Source organism: Pseudomonas sivasensis, assembly GCF_052938085.1.
The window spans coordinates 913,731-939,963 of the sequence record NZ_CP176442.1; the positions used below are offsets into that span (position 1 = coordinate 913,731).

At 59.4% G+C, this 26,233-nt stretch carries 22 protein-coding genes; 14 read left to right on the plus strand and 8 right to left on the minus strand.

Annotated elements, in window-relative coordinates; all coding sequences use genetic code 11:
• Positions 1 to 53: 53 nt before the first annotated feature.
• Positions 54 to 329: a hypothetical protein gene (locus tag ACKZ62_RS04380; RefSeq protein WP_163034890.1), complete on the minus strand. Its 276-nt coding sequence runs from the start codon at positions 327 to 329 to the stop codon at positions 54 to 56.
• A gap of 79 nt (positions 330 to 408) precedes the next feature.
• Between ACKZ62_RS04380 and ACKZ62_RS04385 the strand changes: the two genes are divergently transcribed.
• The 3 genes from ACKZ62_RS04385 (at position 409) to ACKZ62_RS04395 (ending at position 6,302) form a co-directional block, all read left to right on the plus strand.
• Complete coding sequence (locus ACKZ62_RS04385; protein WP_032885612.1) at positions 409 to 2,187, plus strand: DUF1302 domain-containing protein; 1,779 nt, start codon at positions 409 to 411, stop codon at positions 2,185 to 2,187.
• A gap of 26 nt (positions 2,188 to 2,213) precedes the next feature.
• The gene (locus ACKZ62_RS04390) at positions 2,214 to 3,572 is read left to right on the plus strand and encodes a DUF1329 domain-containing protein (protein ID WP_032885613.1); all 1,359 of its coding nucleotides are present in this window, start codon (positions 2,214 to 2,216) and stop codon (positions 3,570 to 3,572) included.
• 228 nt (positions 3,573 to 3,800) lie between these two features.
• Positions 3,801 to 6,302: a LuxR C-terminal-related transcriptional regulator gene (locus ACKZ62_RS04395; protein ID WP_122680702.1), complete on the plus strand. Its 2,502-nt coding sequence runs from the start codon at positions 3,801 to 3,803 to the stop codon at positions 6,300 to 6,302.
• On the opposite strand, the gene ACKZ62_RS04400 is transcribed toward ACKZ62_RS04395, so the two are convergent.
• Positions 6,299 to 7,171 carry a helix-turn-helix domain-containing protein gene (locus ACKZ62_RS04400; protein WP_032885615.1) on the minus strand — a complete coding sequence of 291 codons (873 nt, stop codon included), beginning with the start codon at positions 7,169 to 7,171 and terminating at the stop codon, positions 6,299 to 6,301. The two genes, ACKZ62_RS04395 and ACKZ62_RS04400, sit on opposite strands and share 4 nt — an antisense overlap.
• A gap of 136 nt (positions 7,172 to 7,307) precedes the next feature.
• Here ACKZ62_RS04400 and ACKZ62_RS04405 point away from each other — a divergent pair, with 136 nt between their 5' ends.
• Positions 7,308 to 8,210, plus strand: a complete 903-nt coding sequence (locus ACKZ62_RS04405) for a DMT family transporter (protein WP_095186380.1) — start codon at positions 7,308 to 7,310, stop codon at positions 8,208 to 8,210.
• 126 nt (positions 8,211 to 8,336) lie between these two features.
• On the opposite strand, the gene norR is transcribed toward ACKZ62_RS04405, so the two are convergent.
• Positions 8,337 to 9,881 carry a nitric oxide reductase transcriptional regulator NorR gene (gene norR, locus ACKZ62_RS04410; RefSeq protein WP_447096366.1) on the minus strand — a complete coding sequence of 515 codons (1,545 nt, stop codon included), beginning with the start codon at positions 9,879 to 9,881 and terminating at the stop codon, positions 8,337 to 8,339.
• Positions 9,882 to 10,028: 147 nt separating this feature from the next.
• Here norR and hmpA point away from each other — a divergent pair, with 147 nt between their 5' ends.
• From hmpA to queC, 8 genes are all read left to right on the plus strand, one after another.
• The gene (gene hmpA, locus ACKZ62_RS04415) at positions 10,029 to 11,210 is read left to right on the plus strand and encodes an NO-inducible flavohemoprotein (RefSeq protein ID WP_032885618.1); all 1,182 of its coding nucleotides are present in this window, start codon (positions 10,029 to 10,031) and stop codon (positions 11,208 to 11,210) included.
• 210 nt (positions 11,211 to 11,420) lie between these two features.
• Positions 11,421 to 11,927, plus strand: a complete 507-nt coding sequence (locus ACKZ62_RS04420; RefSeq protein ID WP_032885619.1) for a disulfide bond formation protein B — start codon at positions 11,421 to 11,423, stop codon at positions 11,925 to 11,927.
• 792 nt (positions 11,928 to 12,719) lie between these two features.
• Entirely contained in the window at positions 12,720 to 13,661 is a 942-nt protein-coding gene (cyoA, locus tag ACKZ62_RS04425; protein WP_447096367.1) for a ubiquinol oxidase subunit II, read from the plus strand.
• 3 nt (positions 13,662 to 13,664) lie between these two features.
• A complete protein-coding gene (gene cyoB / locus ACKZ62_RS04430) occupies positions 13,665 to 15,683 on the plus strand; it encodes a cytochrome o ubiquinol oxidase subunit I (protein WP_032885621.1) in 2,019 nt (672 codons plus the stop codon).
• 3 nt (positions 15,684 to 15,686) lie between these two features.
• Positions 15,687 to 16,313 (plus strand): cytochrome o ubiquinol oxidase subunit III, encoded by a 627-nt coding sequence (locus ACKZ62_RS04435; RefSeq protein WP_032885622.1) that lies wholly within the window; start codon positions 15,687 to 15,689, stop codon positions 16,311 to 16,313.
• Positions 16,313 to 16,654 carry a cytochrome o ubiquinol oxidase subunit IV gene (gene cyoD, locus ACKZ62_RS04440; protein WP_017734785.1) on the plus strand — a complete coding sequence of 114 codons (342 nt, stop codon included), beginning with the start codon at positions 16,313 to 16,315 and terminating at the stop codon, positions 16,652 to 16,654. Before ACKZ62_RS04435 ends, cyoD begins: the two co-directional genes overlap by 1 nt.
• A gap of 11 nt (positions 16,655 to 16,665) precedes the next feature.
• On the plus strand, positions 16,666 to 17,553 hold the full coding sequence (gene cyoE, locus ACKZ62_RS04445) for a heme o synthase (RefSeq protein WP_014719864.1): 888 nt from the start codon (positions 16,666 to 16,668) through the stop codon (positions 17,551 to 17,553).
• 103 nt (positions 17,554 to 17,656) lie between these two features.
• Positions 17,657 to 18,355, plus strand: a complete 699-nt coding sequence (gene queC / locus ACKZ62_RS04450) for a 7-cyano-7-deazaguanine synthase QueC (RefSeq protein WP_032885623.1) — start codon at positions 17,657 to 17,659, stop codon at positions 18,353 to 18,355.
• A 41-nt stretch (positions 18,356 to 18,396) separates the two neighbouring features.
• Here queC and ACKZ62_RS04455 read toward each other — a convergent pair whose 3' ends face one another.
• Positions 18,397 to 19,275, minus strand: coding sequence for a queuosine precursor transporter (locus ACKZ62_RS04455; RefSeq protein ID WP_032885624.1), 879 nt, complete (start codon positions 19,273 to 19,275; stop codon positions 18,397 to 18,399).
• Positions 19,262 to 19,864: a helix-turn-helix transcriptional regulator gene (locus ACKZ62_RS04460; protein WP_095186382.1), complete on the minus strand. Its 603-nt coding sequence runs from the start codon at positions 19,862 to 19,864 to the stop codon at positions 19,262 to 19,264. Before ACKZ62_RS04460 ends, ACKZ62_RS04455 begins: the two co-directional genes overlap by 14 nt.
• Positions 19,865 to 20,172: 308 nt before the next feature.
• Between ACKZ62_RS04460 and ACKZ62_RS04465 the strand changes: the two genes are divergently transcribed.
• Complete coding sequence (locus ACKZ62_RS04465; protein WP_447096368.1) at positions 20,173 to 21,528, plus strand: serine hydroxymethyltransferase; 1,356 nt, start codon at positions 20,173 to 20,175, stop codon at positions 21,526 to 21,528.
• A gap of 145 nt (positions 21,529 to 21,673) precedes the next feature.
• The gene (gene ptaA, locus ACKZ62_RS04470) at positions 21,674 to 22,768 is read left to right on the plus strand and encodes a pyoverdine biosynthesis transaminase PtaA (protein ID WP_447096369.1); all 1,095 of its coding nucleotides are present in this window, start codon (positions 21,674 to 21,676) and stop codon (positions 22,766 to 22,768) included.
• Between the two features lie 54 nt (positions 22,769 to 22,822).
• Here ptaA and ACKZ62_RS04475 read toward each other — a convergent pair whose 3' ends face one another.
• The 3 genes from ACKZ62_RS04475 to ACKZ62_RS04485 all read right to left on the minus strand — a co-directional run bounded on the left by ACKZ62_RS04475 (position 22,823) and on the right by ACKZ62_RS04485 (position 26,152).
• Positions 22,823 to 23,539: a hypothetical protein gene (locus ACKZ62_RS04475; RefSeq protein WP_122680697.1), complete on the minus strand. Its 717-nt coding sequence runs from the start codon at positions 23,537 to 23,539 to the stop codon at positions 22,823 to 22,825.
• A 131-nt stretch (positions 23,540 to 23,670) separates the two neighbouring features.
• A complete protein-coding gene (locus ACKZ62_RS04480; RefSeq protein WP_447096370.1) occupies positions 23,671 to 24,921 on the minus strand; it encodes a 2-aminoadipate transaminase in 1,251 nt (416 codons plus the stop codon).
• Between the two features lie 217 nt (positions 24,922 to 25,138).
• The gene (locus ACKZ62_RS04485; protein WP_032885630.1) at positions 25,139 to 26,152 is read right to left on the minus strand and encodes a diguanylate cyclase domain-containing protein; all 1,014 of its coding nucleotides are present in this window, start codon (positions 26,150 to 26,152) and stop codon (positions 25,139 to 25,141) included.
• Between the last annotated feature and the right edge of the window lie 81 nt (positions 26,153 to 26,233).

Here is a 26,233-nt window from a genome sequence, read left to right on the forward strand (position 1 = left end):
TGCAAACGCAGCGGCTGAAGTAAGACGTTGGATCAAGGAGCGACAAATCAACGTCAGTGAACACCGGTAACAGATTGAATAAAGACATCAATCCATTTGAGTCTGGCTTTTCTTCCGTTTGGGGAAGCGGGCCGTTTGCCCTGAAAGCCCGGCAAGAATAGTCGTTTGCGACAAGATGAGTAATAGCGCTTCGGGACAAGGACTGTTGTAAAAACTGCAACAGTCTTGACGCTCGCCATCCATGGCCCTGATAACCCGCCATCCACACGGTTCATGCCCCCGCCCAGACCCAGGCCAGAGCGCCCGGTAATCCTTTCGAGCGACAACACGAATCCCTCCTTGGTGCGCTTATCGCTCCTGATGTGCGGCAGTAGGGTGGGGCCTTCTGTCACTCACCGGGGAAGACGCATGACAAAAACAACAATGCGCGCCATCTTCACGCCACAGGCGCTGGCCGCTGCGGTTGCCTTGGGTTGCTGTGCCCAGGCTCAGGCTGTTTCGTTCAATATTGGCGAGATCGAAGGGCAATTCGATTCGTCGTTGTCGGTGGGTTCGAGTTGGGGCATGCGTGATGCCGATAAAAAACTCGTGGGTACCGTCAATGGCGGCACGGGCCAGGCTTCCACGGGGGATGACGGGCGGCTTAATTTCAAGAAGGGCGAGACCTTCTCGAAAATCTTCAAGGGCCTGCACGACCTTGAACTCAAGTACGGCGACACCGGTGTGTTCGTGCGCGGCAAGTACTGGTACGACTTTGAGCTCAAGGACGAAGACCGCGAGTTCAAGCAGATCAGCGACCACAACCGCAAGGAAGGCGCCAAGTCCAGCGGTGCGCAGATCCTCGATGCGTTCGTCTATCACAACTACTCCCTGGGCGACCTGCCGGGCACCGTACGCGCCGGTAAGCAGGTGGTCAGTTGGGGTGAGAGTACCTTCATCGGCAACTCCATCAACAGCATCAACCCGATTGACGTGTCGGCGTTCCGCCGCCCGGGTGCCGAGATCAAGGAAGGCCTGATCCCGGTGAACATGCTGTTTGCGTCCCAGAGCCTGACCAACCAACTGACCGTGGAAGGGTTTTATCAGTTGGAGTGGGACCAGACCGTGCTGGATAACTGCGGCACCTTCTTTGGCGGTGACGTGGCGGCGGATGGTTGCACCGGTAACTACACAGTAGGCAGCCCTGGGATCGCGCCGCTGCAATCGATTGCGGCAAACCGCGGCCAGGGTTTTGTGGTGACGCGCGAGGGTGTGGTGGTACAGCGTGCGGGCGACCGTGATGCGCGGGACTCCGGTCAGTTTGGGGCGGCTTTGCGTTGGCTGGGTGACGACACCGAGTACGGTTTGTATTTCATGAATTACCACAGCCGCACACCCACTGTAGGCACCATCACCAACAACACCACACTGCAAACCATCGGTGGCATCGCCGCCGCCGCTGGAGGTTTCGGTCAGGCCTTGGCCCAGAGCACCATGCTCGGTCGTGGCCAGTACTACCTCGACTACCCGGAAGACATCCGCCTGTTCGGCGCGAGTTTCTCCACAACCTTGCCCACCGGCACGGCGTGGACCGGGGAAATCAGCTACCGGCCCAATGCCCCGGTGCAGTTGAATACCACCGACCTGACATTGGCCTTGCTTAACCCAATCGCCGGCCAATTGGCCTCACCCATCCGCAGCAATTTCGGCAGCGACAACAAAGGCTACCGCCGCAAGGAAATCACCCAGATCCAAAGCACCATGACCCAGTTCTTTGACCAAGTCCTCGGCGCCGAACGCCTGACTTTGGTGGGCGAAGCGGCCGTGGTGCACGTGGCTGGCCTGGAGGACAAATCCAAGCTGCGTTACGGCCGCGATTCGGTCTACGGCGCTTACGGTTTCGAGGGTGACACCGACGGTTTCGTCACCTCCACCTCTTGGGGCTACCGCGCGCGGGCGATCCTTGACTACAACAACGCCATTTTCGGGGTGAACCTCAAGCCCAACCTGTCCTGGTCCCATGACGTGGCCGGCTATGGGCCCAACGGGATCTTCAACAAGGGCGCCAAGGCGATCAGCGTCGGTGTGGATGCGGACTACCGCAGCACCTACACCGCCAGCCTCAGCTACACCGATTTCTTTGGTGGCGACTACAACACCCTGACCGACCGCGACTTCCTCGCCCTCAGCTTCGGCGTGAACTTCTGATTTGGCTTAAAGAAGGACAAGAACTTATGCGTAAGACAATTGCAGTGTTGGCCCTGAGTCTGTTGGCTGCTCACGTAATGGCGGCGGTGTCGCCGGAAGAAGCGGCCAAGCTGGGCACCACCCTCACGCCGGTCGGTGCCGAAAAAGCCGGCAACGCTGACGGCTCGATCCCGGCCTGGACTGGCGGTATCCCGAAAAACGCTGGCGCGGTGGACAGCAAAGGCTTCCTGGCCGACCCGTTTGCCAATGAAAAACCGCTGTTTGTCATCACCGCCGCCACCGTCGACAAGTACAAAGACAAACTCTCCGACGGCCAGGTGGCGATGTTCAAACGCTACCCCGAGACCTACAAAATTCCGGTATACCCGAGCCACCGTACGGTCAACTTACCGGCGGACATCTACGAATCGATCAAGCGCAGCGCACTGAACGTCAAGGCGATCAACGACGGCAACGGCCTGGAAAACTTCACCGGCAACCGCTACTACGCGTTCCCGATTCCCAAGAATGGCGTGGAGGTGCTGTGGAACCACATCACCCGTTACCACGGCGGTAACCTGCGCCGCATCATCACCCAGGCCACCCCGCAGACCAATGGCAGCTACACGCCGATCCGCTTCGAAGAAGAAGTGGCGGTGCCTCAAGCGATCCCGGATATCGACGCGGCCAAGGCGGCCAACGTGTTGAGCTTCTTCAAGCAATCGGTCACCGCCCCAGCGCGCCTGGCGGGCAACGTGCTGCTGGTGCATGAAACCCTCGACCAGGTGAAAGAACCGCGCCTGGCCTGGATCTACAACGCCGGCCAGCGCCGTGTGCGCCGTGCTCCGCAAGTGTCCTATGACGGGCCGGGCACCGCGTCCGACGGCCTGCGTACCACCGACAACTTCGACATGTTCTCCGGGGCCCCCGACCGCTACGACTGGAAGCTGGTGGGCAAGAAAGAGATGTACATCCCCTATAACAGCTACAAGCTCGACTCGCCGAGCCTCAAGTACGACGACATCATCAAGGCTGGTCACATCAACCAGGACCTGACCCGCTACGAACTGCACCGCGTGTGGGAAGTGGTCGGCACGGTCAAACCGAGCGAGCGGCACATCTACGCCAAGCGCCACATGTACATCGACGAAGACAGCTGGCAAGTCGCGCTGGTGGATCACTACGACGGTCGCGGCCAACTGTGGCGCGTCGCCGAAGGTCATGCGCAGTTCTACTACGACCACCAGGTGCCGGCCTACACGGTCGAAACCCTGTACGACATCATTGCCGGGCGTTACATCGCACTGGGCATGAAGAACGAGGAGAAGAGCAGCTTCGTGTTCGGCTTCGCGGCCAAGGCAGCGGACTACACTCCGGCAGCCTTGAGGGCTGAAGGCGTGCGCTGATCCCGGATCGAAGCGGGGTCAAAATGTGGGAGGGGGCTTGCCCCCGATGAGGGAGTATCAGTCACTGGATTGGTTGACTGATACACCGCCATCGGGGGCAAGCCCCCTCCCACATTGGGTTCTGTGCATGGCCTTCAATCACCCTGCTGAATACTTCTTCAACAACCCCCCGCCACAGGACTAGGGTACGCATCACGTTGCATAACAATAAAAAAGCAGGATGCAGCAATGACCGCCATGACACGCTGCCTGGACCGTCCTGGATTCATGCCCCGGCTGTCCGCCCATCATTTGCTGCGCCCCCGCCTGGCCGAGCCTTTGCTGGCAGCACCGGTCAGGGTCAAGTTGTTATGCGCCCCCGGCGGCAGCGGCAAGAGCGCGTTGCTCGCCGAATGTGCGTTGCAGGCACCCATCGGTTGCCAGGTGTACTGGTTGCCGCTCAATGGCGCGTCGCTCAGCCCCCTCGACCTGTGCCAACGGCTGGCGCAAAACCTTGGCCTGACGTTTACCGACGAAGCCACATTGCTGCTGGACCTCAGCCGCTGGCAGGCCCAGGCATGGGTGTTCCTCGATGATTTCTGCCGCTTACCCACTCAAGACACCGACGCCTTGCTCGATCGCCTGCTCACCGCCAGCAGCCCGGCCCTGACCTGGTGGCTGGGCGCTCGACGGCGTCCGGCCTGTAATTGGCCTCGGCTGCTGCTCGACGATGAGTTACTTGAGTGCGGCGCCGAACTGGCATTTACCCCTGTGGAAATCCAGGCACTGCTCAGCCATGCGCCGGCCCAATCCGTCGACAGCGTGCTGCAGTTCAGCGCGGGTTGGTGCGCGGGTGTGCGCATCGCCTTGCTGGGTGATGGTCATCCCGATAAGACGTTGCTCGACTACCTGCAACACGAACTGTTCAGCACGCTGCCGCCGGAGTTGGCCGAGGCTTGGCGGGTGCTGGCCCATCTGCCGCGCTTCAATACTGGCCTGTGCGAACACTTGTTCGGCGCTGGCGACGGTGGCCAATACCTGAGGGATTTACACGCGCTGGGCGCATTTATCGAGCCGTGGGAAGACACCGACTGGTTGCAGGTTTTCCCGCCCCTGGCGCAGCTGATGCACAACGAACCCTGGCCTGCCAGGCGCTCTTGGCATCGACGCGCTTGCCAGTGGTTTTGCACCGAGCAGGATTGGCAGGCCGCTTTTGAACAGGCTCTGCTGGCCGAAGAATATGAAATGGCAGTAAGTCTCTTGCAGCACTTCAGCTTTGAGGACCTGTTCCGCCAGCAGAACGCCGTCTTGCTGTTGCGCCTGCATGAGCAGCATGGCGATGAACTGATGCTCGGCTCGGCGCAACTGGTGGGGTTGGTGACTGCTGCGCTCCTGTTCGCCGGGCGCTTCGAACAGGCGGCTGCGTGCATCGATCAGCTCGCTCGATTTGCCCCGCAACCCTCGGCGGCGCAACAGCGTTATTTACTGGCGCGCTGGCAGGCGCAGTGGGGCTGGTTGCTGCACCTGGGCGGCGATGCCGAGAGTTCCCGTCTGCATTTTCTTGAGGCCCTGCAAGCCTTGCCCGAGAGCGCCTGGACTTCGCGCCTGATGTGCCTGTCGGGGCTGACCCAACAAGCCTTGCTGCGCGGTGAACTGGACGCGGCCCAAGGCCTGAACCGCGAAGCGCTGTGCCTGGCGCGCGCCCATGGTTCGTTGGTGCTGGAGGCGTTGCTGGAGTTGGATCACGCGCAATTGCTGGAACAGCGTGGCGCGCCGTATCGGGCGCAAAGCCTGCTGGAAACGGTGCAGGCGATGTTGCTCAAGCAGCGGCTCAAGGCCGGGCCACTGGTTGGGCGCATCGCCTTGCGGCGCGGGCACTTGGCGCTGCGCCAGGGCCAGGACAGCTTGGCCGCCGACTGTTTCGAGACTGGCCTGAAGATGTGCCTGCACAGCCAGGACAAACGCGTGCTCTACGGTTTTCTCGGTCTGGCCTTGCTGGCCGCCAACCGGGGTGATTACGCCCAGGCCTTTGTGCAACTGCGCGAGGCCGAACGGCTGATGCAGCAGCGCCAGGTGCCGGACACGGTATACCGGGCGGTGCTGTTGCTGGTCAGTGGGCATTTCTGGTTGCAGCAAGGCCGCGCCGAATTGACCGTGGAAGCGGTGCGCCGTGTGCTGCGCCACTTCCGTGGCCCCCAGGCCAAACAGGCGCCACCGGCCACCCTGGAACTGATTCCACGCCTGGAATACCTGCTGGTGCTGGCGGAGGTGAAACTGGGCTGCGCCGATCAACCTGTGGCACGGCTCAACGCGTTGCTGGAAACCACCCATCAGCGCGGCATGCTCTGCCTGGAAACCGAGCTGCACCTGGTGCTGGGCGAAGTCGCTTGGCAACTGGGCGATGCTGCCTTGGCGCGCCGTTCGCTGCAAACCGGCCTGGAACTGGCCGGGCGTTGTCAGGTGCAACAGGCGATTCGTGAACTGCGTTTGCGCTCGCCGGGACTGCTGAGTGAGCTGGGCATGGAACCCCAGGCGTCAACCCCCGGCACGGTAGAAAACCCCTTGAGCCAGCGTGAATTGGAAGTGCTGCAACTGATCGCCCTGGGCAGCTCCAACCTGGAAATTGCCGACCGGCTGTTTATCTCCCTGCACACCGTCAAGACTCACGCGCGGCGCATCCACAGCAAGCTGGGCGTCGAGCGGCGAACTCAGGCGGTGGCCAAGGCCAAGACGTTGGGCTTGATGGTTTAAATGAACGCCTGACGGTAGTCGCCGGGCGTGGCGCCCATGGCCTGGCGGAAGCGATGAGTGAAGTGACTGGCACTGGAAAAACCGCACAGCAAGGCAATCTCGCCCAAGGGCAGGGCACCGCTGCGCAGCAGGTGTTGCGCGCGGGTCAGCCGACGCGCCAGTAAGTACTGATGGGGCGGCAGGCCGAAGCTTTGGCGGAACATCCGCGCAAAATGGTATTCCGACAGCGCGCACAGGCCAGCCAGTTGCCCGAGGCTGATCGGGTCTTCCAGGTGCTGGTCGATGTAGTCCACCAACAGCCGTCGCTGGTACGCCGCTAAACCACCTTTCAAACGCAGGCCTTCGCGGGCGCCTACCTGGCTGAGCAGGGTGTGGCTGAGCATTTCATGGGCCAGGCTGCTGGTCAGCAGGCGTTCGGCGGGCTCCTGCCAGTTGAGCGCGATCAACTGGTGGAAGCGTCGGGCCTGGCTGTCGTCTTGCAGAAAGGTGCTTTCGCGCAGTTCCAGGGTGCGCGGTTCGCGGTCGAGCAGGGTGACGCAGCCGAGGGCAAATTGCTCTGGGCTGAAATACACGTGGGCCAGGCGGATTTCACCGTTGATCACCCACGCCGACTGATGCTCGGCGGGCAGGATACACAGCTTGTCGGGGCCGCCCTTGGTGCCCGGCTGGTCACGCCGAAAGGTGCCAGTGCCACCGCCGATGTAGCAGGACAAGGTGTGATGGCTGGGCGCCTGGTAGTCCTGGGAATCGTGATGGTTGCTCCACAAAGCTGCCGACAAGCCGTCACCGAGCTCGGCGCAGGCTTCAAGGCGTGCGTTGGGCGAGCGGTTAAGGGCTTGAAAGACTTGTAGGGATTCCAGATCTGACATGGTGTGTTCTCCGACGTCTTGCATCCTACTCCGCGAGGTGGGCGCTGTGAGCCCACCGCCCGACAAAAGCGCAAGAATCTGCAAGAGCTCGGCGCCGGTTGAGGGCGACACTGTGGCTCAACCGATGGAGCCCGCTATGAACCTTTCCCTGTATTTACTCACCGTGCTGATCTGGGGCACCACCTGGATCGCCCTCAAATGGCAATTGGGCGTAGTGGCGATTCCTGTGTCCATCGTCTATCGCTTTGGCTTGGCGGCGCTGGTGTTGTTTGCGTTGTTGCTGCTCAGCCGCAAGTTGCAGGTGATGAACCGGCGCGGGCATCTGATCTGCCTGGCGCAGGGGCTGTGCCTGTTTTGCGTCAACTTCATGTGCTTCCTGACCGCCAGCCAGTGGATTCCCAGCGGCCTGGTGGCAGTGGTGTTTTCCACCGCCACGTTGTGGAACGCGCTGAATGCGCGGGTGTTTTTCGGCCAGCGCGTGGCACGTAACGTGTTGATGGGCGGTGGCCTCGGGTTGGCGGGCTTGGGCTTGCTGTTCTGGCCGGAACTGGTGGGGCACACCGCCAGTCCGCAGACCTTGTTCGGCTTGGGTCTGGCGTTACTGGGGACGATGTGTTTCTCGGCCGGCAATATGCTGTCGAGCCTGCAACAGAAGGCCGGCTTGCGGCCGCTGACCACCAATGCCTGGGGCATGTTGTACGGCTCCTTGATGCTGGCGACCTACTGTGTGGTGCGGGGTATTCCGTTTGAGATGGACTGGAGCGCACGGTACATCGGCGCGCTGTGGTACCTGGTGATTCCGGGTTCGGTGATCGGCTTTACGGCCTACCTGACCCTGGTTGGGCGCATGGGGCCGGAGCGGGCAGCGTATTGCACGGTGCTGTTCCCGGTGGTGGCGCTGAATGTGTCAGCGTTTGCCGAGGGCTACCAATGGACCGCGCCGGCGTTGGCGGGGTTGGTGCTGGTGATGTTGGGCAATGTGTTGGTGTTTCGTAAGCCTAAGTCTGCCAGTCCGGTCTTCCAGGCGAAGACAGTCTAATGGGGGAGGGGGCGTGCCCCCGAGGGCAGTGTGTCAGCCAGCCCCTCTATAGCTGGCCCACCGCTATCGGGGGCAAGCCCCCTCCCACATTCCCTGCATTGCATACATTTGGCCGAGCTGTCCTTGCTATTTCAGTCCGAGGCGCTTGGCCATACGGCCCAGGTTGGCGCGGTCCAGGCCCAGTTCGCGGGCCGCGCTGGCCCAGTTGTGTTGGTGGCGTTCCAGGCAGGCGCTGATGATCTGGCGTTGATAGTCTTCGGTGGCCTGGCGCAGGTCGCCGGTGACCACGGGTGCGGCTTGAGCCTGTGCTTCGATGACCGGCGCATTCACCGTCGGCAAGTCCAGATCCAGGGCACTCAAGCTCAGAATCCTCGGCCGTTCGCGACAGTTGCCCAATGCCTTCAACGCGCTGCGTCCGATCAAGTGTTCCAGCTCCCGCACATTCCCCGGCCAGTTATAGGCCAAAAGCGCGGCCTGGGCATCGCTGGTCAGCCGCAGACTGCCCAGGCCCATGCGTGAGCGGTTCTGTTCGAGGAAGAAGCCCGCCAGCAGCAACACATCGCGCCCGCGCTCGCGCAGTGACGGCACCTGCAGCGGGTATACGCTCAGACGGTGGTAGAAGTCCGCGCGGTAGTGGCCGTTGCGGACTTCGTCGGCGAGGTCGCGGTTGGTGGCGGCGATCAGGCGTACGTCAACCTGATGCTCCTTGTCCGAACCGAGGCGCTGCAACTGACCGCTTTGCAGCACCCGCAGCAGCTTGGCTTGCACGGTCAGCGACAGTTCGCCTACTTCATCCAGGAACAAGGTGCCGCCGTTGGCCAGTTCGAACTTGCCGCGACGCTCATTGAGCGCGCCGGTAAAGGCTCCGCGTACGTGGCCGAACAACTCGCTCTCCACCAGTGTCTCCGGCAGGGCGGCGCAGTTGAGGCTGATGAGCGGTTTATCCGCACGATTGGATGCCGAGTGGATAGCCTGGGCCACCAATTCCTTGCCCACTCCGGTTTCGCCGGTGATCAGCACGGTGAGGTCGCTGCCGCCCACCAGTTTGACTTCCTCGACCAAGCGTTTGTGGCTTTTGCTCTGGCCGATCATTTCCTTGTGCTGCTGGCCGCTGGCTTGACGGTAGATCTCGGCACGTTGGTGTTCGTCTTCAGCGCGCAGCGCCAGGCGCTCGATGCGTTCGGCGACGTTGACGGTGGCGGCAGCGAGGCTGGCGAAGGCTTGCAGGGCGTCCAGTTCAACCCGTTCGAAACGTTCGGTGTCGAGGGCATCCAGGGTCAGCAGGCCCCAGGGCTGGTCGTCGACAAACAACGGGCAGCCCATGCAGTCGTGCACTTCCAAGTGTCCGTGCAGGCCATCGACCAGGCCGTCGTAGGGGTCGGGCAATTCACTGTCGCTGTCAAAGCGCGTCGGGCCGGGGCTGCCGAGCAGGACGGCGAAGCGCGGGTGCTCGCTCACCTTGAAGCGTCGGCCCAAGGTGTCGGCGCTCAACCCGTCTACTGCCAGCGGCACCAGCCATTCACCGTCCAGGCGCAGCAACGCTGCGGCGTCGCACGGCAGCAGGGCACGCATGGCTTGCAACAGGCGGCGATAGCGCTCGCCTTCGGGCAGGTCGCGGGACAGGTCGGCGACCAAGGGCAGGAGGGTGGTGAGCAATGATTGCGCAGTCATAATGACTCCTTGTAGTCCTTATGACTATAGAGTGTAGGAGGTCATACTGACTACACAATGTTTAAGGTATTGAAAATTAACGATTTATTAGTTGGCATGAATACTGAGTAGCTAAGGGTAATCAGTAAAGAAGCCCAGGAGGCTCCCATGCTTAGTGCCCAAGACCGTGCCATCGTCAAATCCACCGTGCCCCTGCTGGAAAGTGGCGGTGAGGCGCTGATCACCCATTTCTACCGCATGATGCTCTCCGAGTACCCTGAGGTGCGCCCGCTGTTCAACCAGACCCACCAAGCCAGCGGCGACCAGCCTCGCGCCTTGGCCAACGGCGTGTTGATGTACGCGCGGCATATCGACCAGCTCGACCAACTGGGCGACTTGGTGGCGAAGATCATCAACAAGCATGTGGCGTTGCAGATCCTGCCGGAGCACTACCCGATCGTGGGCGCCTGCCTGCTGCGGGCGATTTCCGAAGTGCTGGGTAGCGAGATTGCCACGCCTGAGGTGATGAAGGCCTGGGGCGCCGCCTATGGCCAGTTGGCCGACATTCTGATCGGTGCCGAAGCCGCCATCTACGAAGAGAAAGCCCAGGCCCCCGGCGGCTGGCGCGGTGCGCGGGCGTTTACGTTGGTCAAGCGAGTGGAGGAGAGTGCCGAGATCGTCTCTTTCTATTTCGCGCCTGTGGATAACGGTCCGATCCTTGCCGCTGCGCCAGGCCAATACATCGGTATGAAGCTGGTGCTCGACGGTGAAGAAGTGCGCCGCAACTATTCCCTGTCGGCCCTAAGCGATGCCGGACAGTATCGCATCAGCGTCAAGCGCGAAGCCGGTGGCCGGGTGTCCAGCTACCTGCATGACCAGTTGCACGTCGGCGCAACCATCGACCTGTTCCCGCCGTCGGGTGAGTTCATCCTGCAGGCCAGCGATAAACCGTTGGTGCTGATCAGCGGCGGCGTGGGCATCACGCCGACCCTGCCGATGCTTGAAGCCGCTCTGGCCACCCAGCGTCCGGTGCATTTTATCCACTGCGCGCGTAACGGCGGGGTGCACGCGTTTCGCGATTGGGTGGACGCGCTCGCCGCGAAGCACCCGCAACTCAAGCGCTTCTATTGCTATGCCGAGGATGACGGTGTAAGCCCTGCGGCGGATAACGTTGGGCTCTTGAGTCTGGAGCAGTTGCAGGCCTGGTTGCCGCAAGAGCGTGACCTGGACGCGTACTTCCTCGGACCTAAAGGTTTCATGGCCGCAATCAAGCGCCACCTCAAGGCCCTGGGTGTGCCCGAGAAGCAAAGCCGCTACGAGTTCTTCGGCCCGGCTGCTGCCTTGGAATAACACGGTCAAAATGTGGGAGGGGGCTTGTCCTCGATAGCGGTGTGTCAGCTGAAGATAAGCTGGCTGATCCACTGCTATGGAGGGCAAGCCCCTTCCCACATTTGGCTCTCTATTTCTTCAGATTAATCCCCCGTTAACCCCCCTCTGTTTAAACCACTCTCTGTGTGTAAACTTGCGGCCATTGGCACAACCAAACAAAGGGATACGGGGATGAGTGACGAATTGCGTTTAGGCAGGGAGCGGCGCTTTCTGGTGTTGCTGGGCATCATCTGCCTGGCGCTGATCGGTGGGGCGTTGTACATGCAGGTGGTGCTGGGCGAGGCGCCGTGCCCGCTGTGCATCCTGCAACGCTATGCCTTGTTGTTGATTGCGATCTTCGCGTTCATCGGCGCAGCCATGCGCACCAAGGGTGCCCTGACCTTTTTCGAAGGGCTGGTGATCCTCAGCGCCGTTGGCGGGGTGGCCGCAGCGGGTCACCACGTGTACACCCAGTTCTTCCCGCAGGTCAGCTGCGGCATCGATGTGCTGCAACCCATCGTCGATGACCTGCCCCTGGCCAAGGTCTTCCCGCTGGGCTTTCAGGTCGATGGCTTCTGCAGCACGCCGTACCCGCCGGTGCTAGGCCTGTCCCTGGCGCAGTGGGCCTTGGTGGCGTTCGTGCTGACGGTGATCCTGGTGCCGCTGGGCATCTATCGCAATCGCCAGCGCAAGGCCTGAACCCAACTGTCAAACGCCCCGGTCCTTCTTTGACGAAGGCCGGGGCGTTTTTGTTTGTAGGCTTTTGTGAATAGAGCGTGACACGGGACAACTGAGGGTGCGCGAAGCGTGCGACATGTTGTCACACAGAGGCCGCCGCAGGACGTTTCTGCTCCGCGAAGCCATCGCTTAAATTTGCAAAAAACGCCCAAGGTGTGCTGTCAGTTCGTGGTCTGGACAACGTTGCGCACCTCGCGGCGGACACACCTTTGCGTGATGTCCCAATGCCTTGTTTTCTGGGGGGTTAGATAGGTTTTGCATGCCCTTACGACGACTGAAGGCCGTGGCGGTTCAGCCTATAACACCGCAATTTTTGTGGTTTTTGTTGAGAATCGAACGCGATAAAATCGCGAACCGTTGCAATATCGGTGAAGGATTATTGCTGTAATCGATAAAAATTATTTCTTTATAAGACATGGTTTATACATCGCTAGCTAACTACAATCGCACGCACTGAATGTCCCGTGCTGTTCAATATTTGAGCACTGGAGCGGTCGAGGGGCAGATGGATGGCTCTGTGCGACCCCAAGGTTCCGGCAGCCTTTCAACTATCCGCACCAAACGGAATTGGTCTGTAACAAGGCCTTTAACCACGAAATCGAATAAGAACTCACCGCAGGTCCGTGAAACGCTCCGTTATGGCGTGCCGGGCAGGCTCTTATTCAATCGAAGAGAAATGCCAACCCTTGGCAGGGTGAAGTGTTGGCGATCAAAACCCAACTGCATTGCGCAAGCTGCTTTAGAGGTCGTGAGATGAGTAAAAACAGGTACCCCCGATTACTAGGCTTTTTGCCGCTGCTTGGCATGATGTTAATGCTGGGAGGCTGCAAGTGGACCTTGATGGACCCAAAAGGACAGATCGGTCTGGATCAACGAAACCTGATCATCACTGCCACCCTGCTGATGCTGTTGGTTGTGGTGCCTGTGATCATCATGACCTTCGCCTTCGCCTGGAAATACCGCGCGTCGAACACCAACGCGACCTACGCGCCTAAGTGGTCGCACTCCACCAAGATCGAAATCGCGGTGTGGCTGGTTCCGATCCTCATCATCATCGCCCTGGGTTACATCACCTATAAGTCGACCCACGAGTTGGACCCGTACCGTCCGCTGGAGTCCAACGTCAAGCCGATCAACATCGAAGTGGTCGCGCTGGACTGGAAGTGGCTGTTCATCTACCCGGACCTGGGTATCGCCACGGTTAACCAGATCCGGTTCCCGGAGAACACCCCGCTTAACTTCCGGATCACCTCCGACGCCGTGATGAACTCGTTCTTCATCCCAGCCCTGGGTGGCCAGATCTACGCGATGGCAGGCATGCAGACTCGTCTGCACCTGATCGCGAACGAAAAAGCTGAAATGGAAGGCATCTCCGCGAACTACAGCGGCGCTGGCTTCACCGGCATGAAATTCAAAGCGATCTCGACGAGCCAGGAAGATTTCAACGCCTGGGTAGCCGAAGTCAAGGCCGCACCTAAACAGCTTGATCAAGCTGAATACGACGCCCTGACCAAACCAAGCCAGAACAACCCAGTCGCTCTGTACTCCGCGTATGAGCCGAACCTGTTTCAGAAAATCGTCGACAAGTACGAAGGTATGAAGCCAGGCAAGCCGGTCAAGCACGAGAAGAAAGAAGTGGCCGCGGTTGAAGGTTCTGACACGGGCTCGCATTCAACTGCTGGGGCAGAGGAGTAAACGATGTTTGGTAAATTAAGTTGGGATGCGGTCCCGTTCCACGAGCCGATTGTGATGATTACCATCGCCATGATCGCGCTGGGTGGTCTGGCACTGTTTGCAGCAATCACTTATTTCAAGAAGTGGACCTACCTGTGGACCGAGTGGCTGACGTCGGTCGACCACAAGAAAATCGGCGTGATGTACATCATCGTTGCCATGGTCATGCTGCTGCGCGGTTTTGCCGACGCCATCATGATGCGTACCCAGTTGGCCATGGCCACCGAAGGTTCGCCTGGCTACCTGCCGCCTGAACACTATGACCAGATCTTCACCGCCCACGGTGTGATCATGATCATCTTCATGGCGATGCCTTTCTTCACCGGCCTGATGAACCTTGCTGTGCCGCTGCAGATCGGTGCCCGTGACGTTGCCTACCCGTTCCTGAACTCCCTGAGCTTCTGGCTGCTGGTATCCGGCGTTGTGCTGATCAACGTGTCCCTGGGCGTCGGCGAATTCGCCAAGACCGGTTGGGTTGCGTATCCGCCATTGTCGGGTATCCAGTACAGCCCTGGCGTGGGTGTGGACTACTACATCTGGGCGCTACAGTTATCAGGACTCGGGACGACGCTGACGGGGGTCAACTTCCTGGCCACCGTCCTGAAAATGCGCGCCCCTGGCATGAAACTGATGGACATGCCGATCTTCACCTGGACCTGCACCTGGGCCAACGTCCTGATCGTGGCTTCGTTCCCGATCCTGGCCGCTACCATGGCGCTGCTGTCGCTTGACCGTTACCTGGATTTCCACATTTTCACCAATGAACTTGGTGGCAATCCAATGATGTACGTGAACCTGTTCTGGGCATGGGGTCACCCTGAGGTGTACATCCTGATCCTGCCAGCGTTCGGTATCTTCTCCGAAGTGATCTCGACCTTTACCGGCAAGCGCCTGTTCGGTCACCACTCGATGGTTTATGCATCGGGCGCGATCTCGGTACTGGGCTTCATGGTTTGGCTGCACCACTTCTTCACCATGGGTTCGGGGGCCAGCGTCAACGCCTTCTTCGGCCTGGCGACGATGCTGATTTCCATCCCGACGGGGGTGAAGCTATTCAACTGGCTGTTCACCATCTATCACGGTCGTCTGCGCATGACCAGCCAGGTTCTGTGGACCCTGGGCTTCATGGTGACCTTCGCCATCGGCGGCATGACCGGCGTACTGCTGGCCATCCCGGGTGCTGACTTCGTACTGCACAACAGCCTGTTCGTGATCGCTCACTTCCACAACGTGATCATCGGTGGTGCTGTATTCGGTTACATCGCTGGTTTCAGCTTCTACTTCCCGAAAGCGTTCGGCTTCAAGCTGCACGAAGGTTGGGGCAAGGCTGCATTCTGGTTCTGGATCTCGGGCTTCTTCGTCGCGTTCATGCCGCTCTATGCACTGGGCTTCATGGGCATGACCCGTCGTCTGAACGCTACTACCAACCCTGAGTGGGTACCGTACCTGTACGTTGCCATGTTCGGTGCAATCATGATCGCTGTGGGTATCGCCTGCCAGTTGATCCAACTGTACGTGAGCATCCGTGACCGTAAGCAGAACGCTTGCGACTCCGGCGACCCATGGAATGGCCACACCCTGGAATGGTCGACTTCGTCGCCGCCGCCGTTCTACAACTTCGCCGTGATCCCTACTGCGAACACCATTGATGCGTTCACCGAAGCCAAGGAAGACGGTACTGCGTACCAGCGTCCTAAGCACTACGAGCCGATCCACATGCCAAGCAACACCGCCACTGGCGTGGTGATGGGTGCGCTGTTGACTGTGTTCGGTTTCGCGATGATCTGGCACATCTGGTGGCTGGCAATCGTGAGCCTGGTGGGCACCATCGGCTACTTCATTGTCCACGCAGCACGTGATGATCAAGGCTACATGGTGCCGGTCGAAACGATCGAGCGCATCGAAGCCGAGCAGCACGCTCGCCTGGTCGCCGAGAAGAAAATCCCGGCCAACCGTGTAGAAACCTCGTTGGAACAGGCTTAAACCATGTCGAACTTAGTGACCAATGCTGGACACGCCCATGTCGATGACCATGGGCACGATGACCATCACCACGACTCGGGGCCGATGACCGTTTTCGGTTTCTGGCTCTACCTGATGACCGACTGCATCTTGTTTGCGTCGATCTTCGCGGTGTACGCGGTACTGGTAAACAACGTAGCGGGTGGCCCGTCGGGCCACGACATCTTCGAACTGCCTTACGTGCTTGGCGAAACCGCCTTGCTGTTGTTCAGTTCGATCACCTACGGCTTCGCCATGTTGGCCTTCTACAAGGGCAACAAGAAAGGCGTGCTGACCTGGTTGGGTATGACCTTCCTGTTCGGCCTGGGCTTCATCGGCATGGAGATCAACGAGTTCCACCTGTTGATCTCCGAAGGCTACGGCCCGCACCGTTCCGGTTTCCTGTCGGCGTTCTTCACGCTGGTCGGCACCCACGGTCTGCACGTTACTGCCGGCCTGCTGTGGATGGCGGTGATGATGTATCAGGTCAATAAACACGGCCTGACCAACACCAACAAGACTCGCCTGACTTGCCTGAGCCTGTTCTGGCACTTCCTGGACGTGGTCTGGATCTGCGTCTTCACCGTTGTTTACCTGATGGGGACTCTGTAATGGCTAATGCACACTCCCATGACCATGACAGCCATGATTCGAGCCACGGCAGCGTTAAGTCGTACGCCATTGGCTTCATCCTGTCGGTAATCCTGACGCTCATCCCGTTCGGTCTGGTGATGTACCCGACCCTGCCGAAGTCGATCACCTTGATGATCGTATTGGCATTCGCGGTGATTCAGGTCCTGGTTCACCTGGTGTACTTCCTGCACCTGGATCGTTCTAAAGAGCAGCGCGATAACGTGATTGCGTTCGTGTTCGCAGGCTTAGTAATCCTGCTGCTGGTTGGCTTGTCGATATGGATCATGTTCAGCATCCATACGTTCATGATGGCGAAGTGAGGTAAGACCCGATGTCGCTTAAGCACTTTATCCAAATCACCAAACCGGGGATCATTTTCGGTAACGTGCTTTCTGTGGCGGGCGGTTTCTTCCTGGCCTCCAAGGGACATGTCGATCTGGCCATCTTCCTGGCTGCGATGATCGGTACGTCCCTGGTGGTTGCTTCCGGTTGTGTCTTCAACAACTGCATCGACCGTGACATCGATATCAAGATGGAGCGCACCAAGAATCGCGTGCTGGTCCAGGGCCTTATCTCCCTGAAGCTGGCACTGATCTACGCGACCGTTTTGGGTGTTGCCGGTGTGGCACTGTTGTACAAGGTGGCCAACCCGTTGGCGGCGCTGTTTGCCGTGATCGGCTTTGTCATCTACGTCGGCCTCTACAGCCTGTACCTCAAGCGCAAGTCGGTTCACGGCACGCTGGTGGGCAGTCTGTCGGGGGCGATGCCGCCGGTGATTGGTTATGTGGCTGTAACCAATAGCTTCGACATGGCCGCGCTGGTGCTGCTGGTGATGTTCAGCCTGTGGCAGATGCCGCATTCCTACGCCATCGCGATCTTCCGTTTCAACGACTACCTGGCTGCATCGATTCCGGTTTTGCCGGTCAAGCGTGGCATCCAGGTTGCCAAGAAACACATCCTGCTCTACATCCTGGCTTTCCTCGTGGCGACCTTGATGTTGACCTTCAGTGGCTACGCCGGCATGAGCTACCTCGCCGTCGCGGCTGCCATGGGCATGTACTGGTTGTACATGGCCTGGACAGGCTACAAGGCGGTGGATGACACCGTCTGGGCGCGCAAGCTGTTCGTGTTCTCGATTTTCACCATCACCGCGCTCAGCGTGATGATGTCCCTGGATTTCCAAGTGCCGAAAGAGCTGTTGCTGACCTACGCACACTGAGTGTCTGAGTAGCAAAAGGCCCCGCCTTCGAAAGAAGCGCGGGGTTTTTTATTGAGTGACCTTTAAACTATGCCCACATCCTACCCATGCAGGACGCAGAACGATGAGTAAAAAAGCCGTAATCGTGTTCAGTGGCGGACAAGACTCCACCACCTGTTTAATCCACGCACTGCCGCACTACGATGAAGTGCACTGCATTACCTTCGACTACGGCCAACGCCATGTGGCGGAAGTCGAAGTCGCCCAGCAGCTTGCCAAGCAGTTGGGGGCCACCGTTCACAAAGTGATGGACGTGTCGTTGCTCAACGAGCTGGCCATCAGCAGCCTGACCCGCGACAACATTCCTGTGCCGACCGTGAACAGCTCAGGTGAAAGCCTGCCCAGCACCTTTGTGCCGGGGCGCAATATTCTGTTTCTGACCCTGGCGGCAATCTACGCCTACCAGGTGAAAGCCGAGACCGTCATTACAGGCGTGTGCGAAACCGACTTCTCCGGTTATCCGGACTGCCGCGATGAATTCGTCAAGGCGCTGAATCAGGCACTCAAGCTGGGCATGGAATACGACGTGCGCCTGGAAACCCCGCTGATGTGGCTGAACAAGGCCGAGACCTGGGCCTTGGCCGATTACCACCAGCAACTGGACTTGGTCCGCCAGCAGACCCTGACCTGTTACAACGGCGTCCTCGGCAGTGGCTGTGGCGAGTGTGATGCGTGCAACCTGCGTGCACGGGGCTTGAATGAATACCTGCAGAACAAGACGGATGTCATGCAGAACCTGAAGCAGAAGTTGCAGCTGAACTAAGGTGATGAAGCCGATGGGCAAGGCCCATCGGCGTGTTTCAATCAGGCAGCGTTGCCGGTGATATAGCGCTTGAACAACGAACGCGCGCCATAGGCCGGCAGAATATTAAAGAACGCAAAGCCCACCTTAATTGCGATCTGCACATAGATCATGCTCAGGATATCGCTGGTCTGCATGGCGCCGTAGAACGCAATAAAGCAGAACAGGAAGCTGTCGATAATCACCGCAAAGAACGTACTGAGGAAGATGCGCAGGTATAGGTATTTGGAGTTAGTCAGCTCTTTGATCTTGCACAGCAAATACGAGTTGATGTTTTCCGATACCAGGAACGACACCGAAGACGCGATCAACACTGACGACACCTGCACAATCACATCGTTATAGGGACCGTCGAGTTTCCACCCGGGCAAGCCGGGTAAGAAGGTGGAGCCGTAGAGCAAAATGATGATCATCGCGTTGCTGGCAAAGGCAAACAGGATGGCCTTCCTGGCGAGCCTCAGGCCAAAGTTTTCGTTGAGCAGATCCACGATCAGGAAGGTCAGCGGGTATAGGAAAGTGCCCGGCGTAACGATGATGTCGAGGGACTCGATGTAGATCGGTTTCGTCGCGGCAATGCTGGTGAAGATGTAAAAGGTGAAGAGCAGCAGGTTGAGGATGATGTAGATCATCCACGAACTTTCATTGCGATCGTTGAGGTCGTACGCCGTCACCGTGCCCGCTTGGGAGTAGTACTTCTTGTACAGGTTTTTAACTTCCATTTTATTCAAGTTATCCATGATTTCGCTGTTTAAGACTTCGCTCAACTTGACCCGAATGATCTTGCCCGTGGCGATGATCATGATCACCGCCAGGCGCTTGTCATTTTCGAAGCCCAGCAGTTTGTATTTACTGTTTTCGATCTCGCTTTCATACGTGGTCATTGAAGCGCTCCTCAATGATATCCCCCAGTACACACAGGCGTTCTGAGCTGGCGCAGGCTTCACGGCTGATAAACAGCGTGTGGGTAGCCCTGTCGAACACCAGTTTTTCCTTATCGTCGCTCGACGAACCCTTCTGGATGATCAATAGGTCACCCGGCTCATTCGCACCCGGTATAGGGCGCTCCAGTCGCACGCCGATCAGGTTGTGGGAGGTGCCGAAGTAGTACGTGAGCGGGAAGAGGGTAGCCAGTTCGCCAATGCGCTTATCCAGGTGCTGCATGACCTGGCTTTGCTTGAGCACCGGCACGGCTGCGGGGTTCATGTTGCCTTGGGGCGAGGCACTGCTCTCGATGATTTCCTTGGCTTCAAAATCGATAGTCTCGATTTCTTCGTAGGACACGCCGAAGAAGTCGGAAATCTTGCGCAGGGTCGACTGCTGAACATTGACGACCTTGCCTTCGAGGATGTTGTAGATCGTAGTGCGGGTCAGGCCGGCGGCGTTGCACAGCGACAGCTGGGTCTCGCCACGGCTCTTGATCAAGTACTTTATGTTGCTCTTCAAATGCTCGGTTTTTTCTCGTCTGTGCATCACGTGCTCACCACTTCCCTATAGTAAAAACCGTCGATCTTTGAAGACGCCGTATAGATTGTTTCAACAGTGAAACGCCCATCCAGGGCGTTTCATACGTCGCGGCGGGCGCAAGTGTTGCACGCGTGCGACCTAACAATAAAGTCCCGGATGCGAGGGATCCGTATTGCGCAAGGCAAATGGCCATCCGCTCGGTAAGGGGGGACAAAAGCGAACATTTAATTTGGAAAATGTTTAATTTCCTGTTTAATTGAACGCCACGGTTCAGGACGAACTGATACGCAGCGACCAAGGAAAGGACACCCGCCATGGCATTCAATACCGTACACCTGCAGGATCAGGCTGACCTGTTGCGCCGAGGCATGGCGGACCTGCGCGCAGAGGACCTGGAACTGGCGATGCTGCTGGACGCCGAAGTGGCACGCCAACATCGCACGCTGTCATTGGTCGCGTCCTCCTGTGCAGTCAAGCCTCGCACCCTGGCGGCTTCCGCGTCCGCACTGGTCAACGTTACTGCTGAGGGCGCGCCCGGCAAGCGTCATCGCGCCGGCTGCGAGAATGTCGATCTGGTTGAGTCCCTGGCGATCCGCAGGGCGCGTGAACTGTTCGACGCCCACTACGCCGGCGTGCAATCGCACTCGGGTTCCAACGCCAACGCTCAAGTGTTGTCCGCCCTGCTTGAGCCGGGTGATACCTTGCTGGGCATGGCCCACGATCACGGAGGTCACCTGACCCACGGCAGCCCCGCCGTGTTTACCGGGGCCTACTACAAAGCGATTCGCTACGGCACCACTGCCGAGGGCCTTATCGATTACGAGCAGGTGCGCAGCCTGGCGCTGGCCCATCGTCCACGGATCATCATTTGCGGCGCATCGGCTTATTCGCGTGTGCTGGATTTCGAGCGGTTTCGCGCGATTGCCGATGAAGCAGGCGCGATCCTGTTGGCCGATATTTCCCATATCGCAGGGCTGGTTGTGACCGGTCGCCACCCCAGCCCGATTAACGCGGCTCACGTCACGACCACTTGCACTCACAAACAGTTGGGTGGCCCGCGTGGTGGGCTGATCCTGTCCGGTCGCGACGCCCATACCAAGGTGCCTGGCTTGAAGGCGACTTTCAGCCGTGTGCTGGATCAAGCCGTCTTCCCGCGTATGCAGGGCGCGCCGGCGGTCAATATGATCGCCGCAAAAGCCGCGGCGCTCGGCTACGCAATGACGGCGAAATTCGACGTTTGCATGGGGCGGGTTCGCGCCCTGGCCGACGAAGCGGCCTACGCGTTTCAGGCCCATGACTATGACGTGGTCGGTGGGCGCAGCGAAAACCATACGGTGTTGATTCGTTTGCGCGGGGACATGACCGGTGCTATCGCCGAGTCGGCGTTGGAAGGCTGCGGAATCGTTGTGAATAAAAGTCGCGTACCCGGTGAGACCCGTTCGTCTGCCGTTGCCAGTGGCCTGTGTATTGGCACAGGTTCCATGGCCCAACGCAATGTGGATGCCGATGGCTGTCGGCAAGTCGTCGATCTGGTGTGCCGGGTACTCAACCAGGTGACGCCGCTTGGTGAATACGAGTACCACTTCGAGCCTACTGCGCAGGCGCAATTGCGCTCTGAACTTGAGCATTTGTGTGCCAAATACCCCATCGCGGACTATTGGGAGCACTGAAAGCCCGCCCATGAAAAAGCCCCGTCGTCGAAAGTCGTACGGGGCTTTTTCATGGGCGCTCGGTTAAATCCGCCGCGTATTGTCTCGTCATACTCACTTGTACGAGCAGTGCGAATCCATCATCCGCCTACAAGGAGTAGTCACCATGGTCAGCGTTAGTCGTCGATCCCTTCTCGCCCTCGGCGCCGCCCTGCCTTTACTCGGGCGCCTGGATTGGGCGGTGGCCGCGTCGTCGGCAACCAAGACTGACAAGGTGCTGCTCAACTACAACGAAAGTCCCTACGGGCCCTCGGCAGCGGCCCGCGAAGCGATGCAGCGCGGCATCGACACTGCAGGGCGTTATCCGTACAAACACATGTACGCCCTGGCCGAGTTATTTGCACAGCAACAAGGGATTACCGAAGATCAAGTGGCGGTGTTTTCCGGCTCCATGGCCGCACTGCGCTACGCGGTGCTGGCGTTTACCAGCGAAACCCGGGGCCTGGTGATGGCGACGCCGTCCTACGAGGTACCACGCCAGGCCGCTAAATCGCGCAAAGCGCCGGTGAAAGAAGTGAACCTCAACGCCGAGCATGCCCACGACGTCCAGGCCATGCTCGCGGCTGACCCCCAGGCCGGCATGCTCTACCTGTGCAACCCCAACAACCCGACGGGCACCGTGACGCCGACCGAGGCCATCCGCCAGGCTTTGGCGAACAAACCCAAAGGCTGTGTGCTGGTGGTGGATGAGGCCTACATCGACTTCGCCGATACCCCAAGCGTGGTGAGCTGGGTCAAGGACCACGACGATCTGCTGGTGCTGCGTACCTTCTCGAAAATCTACGGCATGGCCGGCGCTCGTCTGGGCCTGGCGATCGGCCACCCGGCGCTGCTGGAGCGCTTGGCGGTATTCGGCGGCGACAACGTCCCGGCCGGTTCGTCCTTGCTCGGCGGCCTCGCCAGCCTGGAGGATGTGAAGGTGCTGCCCCAACGCAAGGCGCTCAACGCGCAACTGCGCGAAGAAACCATCACCTGGCTTAAGGGCCGTGGCTTCACTTGCACGGCATCCCAGGCCAACTGCTTCATGATTGACGTGAAGCGCCCGGCAGAGCAGGTCATCGACACACTGGCCGCCCACGGCGTACTGATCGGACGAGTGTGGGAAAACTGGCCGCAGTGGGTGCGGGTCACGGTGGGGAATAAGCGGGAGATGGCGCGGTTTCGCGAAGTGTTTGCGGCGCAGATTCAGGGCGCCAGCTGACACCGCGCAAAAAAAATGTGGGAGAGGACTCCCACATTGATCCGAGGGTGTTGGTTACTGCTGCGCGATGCTGTAACCCGCAAACGCCGTCTGCTGTTGCAGTGCAGTAATCACGCTCTTGCGGCTCAGCGGCTGCTCGACGCCGGCGTTGTCCACAAAACTTTCGACTTGCAGCTCGGCTTCATCGCCTTCACCCACAAAGCTGAAGCCCAGGAACTCGAACGCCTCGCGGTCGACGTTCAACTTGGAACGTGGCGTGCGCAGCGGCAGCGTGACGCTGATGCCGTCCTTGCTGATCACAAACACTTCAGCTTCTTTCTTGGGGCGAGCCGCCTTGCCCTTGCCGGCGCTTGGGTTGCTGATTGCCTGGTGAGACTGGTTCAGCACCTTGAGGGCCAGGCCGTAGACCAGTTCCTGAAACTCGGGGTCGTCCTTGAAGCTGGACAGGATGCGGCTGATGGAGAATTTGCTGCTCAGGTCTTCCAGCGCGATGTTATCGGCGGCTTCGGCGTCCTTGAGCTGCTTGAGCTGGCCCATCAGGTCGTAGGCCTTGTCGTCGTCGAAGGCGTCGTGGGCCTGGCGGATGGCGACGCGCAGTTCGCGGATCTGGTCGCTTTCCTTGGAGGTGTGAAAGGCGTCCAGCACCATCTCGCTGATGATCTTGGCGGCTGGCACGTGCTGTGAAAGATTGATGGCGTTTTCGTATTCAGCTTTGGCGTGCAAGGCGGCTACGGATTCTTCGGCGGAGTGTTCGGTGTAAGAATCGGACATTGAAATTTCACTACTTCAGTAAACGGGGAAGACAAAAAAGCGTCGCGCATTTTCAGGGGGGAGGGGGATCAGGTCAAGGCAGCACAATGCCCCTATCGCGGCGCAAGGCTGCCGACCGGCGGATACGGGCGTTAAACCAATTGCTTGAGGCACGCTTGAAGAATATCCAGTCCTTCTTCCAGCACCGCAGGCTCAATGGTCAGTGGCGCCAACAGGCGAATGATGTGCCGCGACCTGCCGCTGGGCATCAATAGCAACCCGGCGTCTCGCGCCAGGCTCAACAATTGGGTCAGTTGCTGAGGCGCTGGCGTGCCGTCGGTGCTGGTCAGCTCGATGCCGCGCATGGCGCCGACGCCGGTCAGGCGGCCCAGGTACGGCGATAGGCGCTGCGAACGCCAGGCTTCATAACGGCCGACGATCGCTTCTTCCTGCTGCGAGCCCCACTCCTGCAAATGCTCATCGGTCATTGCATCGAGGGTGGCCAGCGCCGCTGCGCAGGCAATGGGGTTGCCGGAGTACGTACCGCCCAACCCACCTTTGGGCAGGTTATCCATCAACGTCTTGCGCCCGACCACTGCGCCCAAGGGGACGCCGCCGGCGATGCTTTTGCCGAGCAGGATCAGGTCCGGTTCTATCCCCAGGCGCGAGAAGGCAAAACGCTGGCCGGTTCGGCCGAAGCCGGATTGGATTTCGTCAGCGATCAACAGGATGTCGTGTTCATCGCAAAAGCGCCGCAGCGCCTGAGCGAACGCGATATCCAAGGCGAGGAATCCGGCTTCGCCCTGCACCGGTTCGATGATGAAACAGGCTACGTCGCTGATATCGATTTCCACACTGAACAGTCGATCCATGGCCTTCAGTGCCTCAGCGCAGCTCACGCCGTTATCGGCGCTGGGGTAGGGCAGGTGATACACCGGGCCGGGCAGGACGCCGACCTTTTGTTTGTAGGGCGCCACTTTGCCATTGAGGTTGAGAGTGGCCAGGGTGCGGCCGTGGAAGGCACCGTCAAAGGCGATCACTGCAGTGCGGCCGGTGGCGCCGCGGACGATCTTCAAGGCATTTTCCGCGGCTTCCGCGCCGCTGTTGGTGAGCATGCCGCTGACGGGGTAGTTCACTGGGATAAACGCTGTCAGTCGATCCATGAGTTCGATGTAGGGCGTGTGCGGCGCGGCGTTGAACGCAGAGTGGGTCAACTTCGTCGCTTGTTCACGAATAGCCTCCACCACACCGGGATGGCAATGGCCGAGGTTAAGCACGCCGATGCCGCCGACAAAATCGATATAGCGCTTGCCCGTGGTGTCCCAGACTTCGGCGTTCTTGCCGTGGCTGAGGCTGATGGGATGAACGATGGAAATCGACTGGCTGATGGTTTCGCGGCTCATGAATCTCGGACTCGGCAGTGGCGGGCGTCGTTTTATCTAAGCCGCAGGCCAGCCCTTGTCGCAAACGAAATAAAGTCGCCGGGTCATTCCAAATCGGAAGGAGCCGTTGCCAAAAGTCGTTTGTGGCAACGCGCTGAACCCGTCAAGCGCGGCCTCAATGCGCTGTGGAGCAGAGGCGGCATCCAGTACCCGGCGCCAGTACGTTGACGGGCTTGACCTACTCCGACACCCCATCTTTCCCCGCCGCTTTGGCGCGATACAGTGCCTGGTCGGCACGCGCCATCAGGGCGGCGGGAGATTCATCCATGCGCCGCTCGGCCACGCCCAGGCTCAGGGTGACGGTGAGATCACCGCGCACCGGGATCTTGCGCATCGTTCGGCAGATGTTCTCAGCCAACGCCCTGGCGGTTTCCAGTGAGCTTTTGGGCAGCACCACCATAAACTCATCACCTCCCCACCGAGCCAATAGGTCGCCTGGGCGAATGCACCTCTCCAGGCATTCCACGACGTGCACCAGGGTTTGGTCGCCCACGCCGTGGCCATGTCGGTCATTGATTGGTTTGAAGTCATCGATATCCACCGCGATCAATGCCAACGGCAGGCGAAAACGTTGTGCGCGGCCGCACTCTTCCAGCAGTACCTTTTCCAGGCGGTAGCGGTTGGCGACGAGAGTGAGGGCGTCCCGTTCGGCCAGGGAGCGGTTCTCGTTCAGCTGTAGTTGTAGTTGCTGATTGACCCGCGACAGCTCGCGCGTCCGCTCGGCCACCAGTGCCTCAAGGGATTGATTGCGTCGCTCCAACTGTTCAACGGAGGATTTGCGCAGATCGATGTCGCGATGGGCGCCCACCATCCGTGCTACCGAGCCGTCCTCATTGCGCGCAATGACATAGCCGCGATCCTCGATCCATAGGTAGCTGCCATCTTTTTTGCGGCAACGGTATTCGGTTTGGTAGTGAGGGGTACGCTGGTGGACGTAGTCATCGAACACCGTCATCACACGGGGGTAATCGTCCGGATGGATAACGTTTTCCCAGGTAAACACGTTGTTTTCCAGGGAATGGCGAGGGTAGCCCAGCATTTCGTACCAGCCTGGGTTGCGGTAGACGAACCCGGTATTGGCGTTCCAGTCCCAGATGCCGTCGCTGACCAGCTCCAGCACGGCATGCAACATGTCGGCGTTAAGGTGGGAAAAATCATGGTCCAGCGGGTTGTTGCCGGAAGTATCGTCCATCTGCGCATTCCTTGCGTGGGCAGGCGCCTAGGCCTGCCAATGTTGTCGCCGATACTCCGTGGCTGGGGCTACTGTACAGCG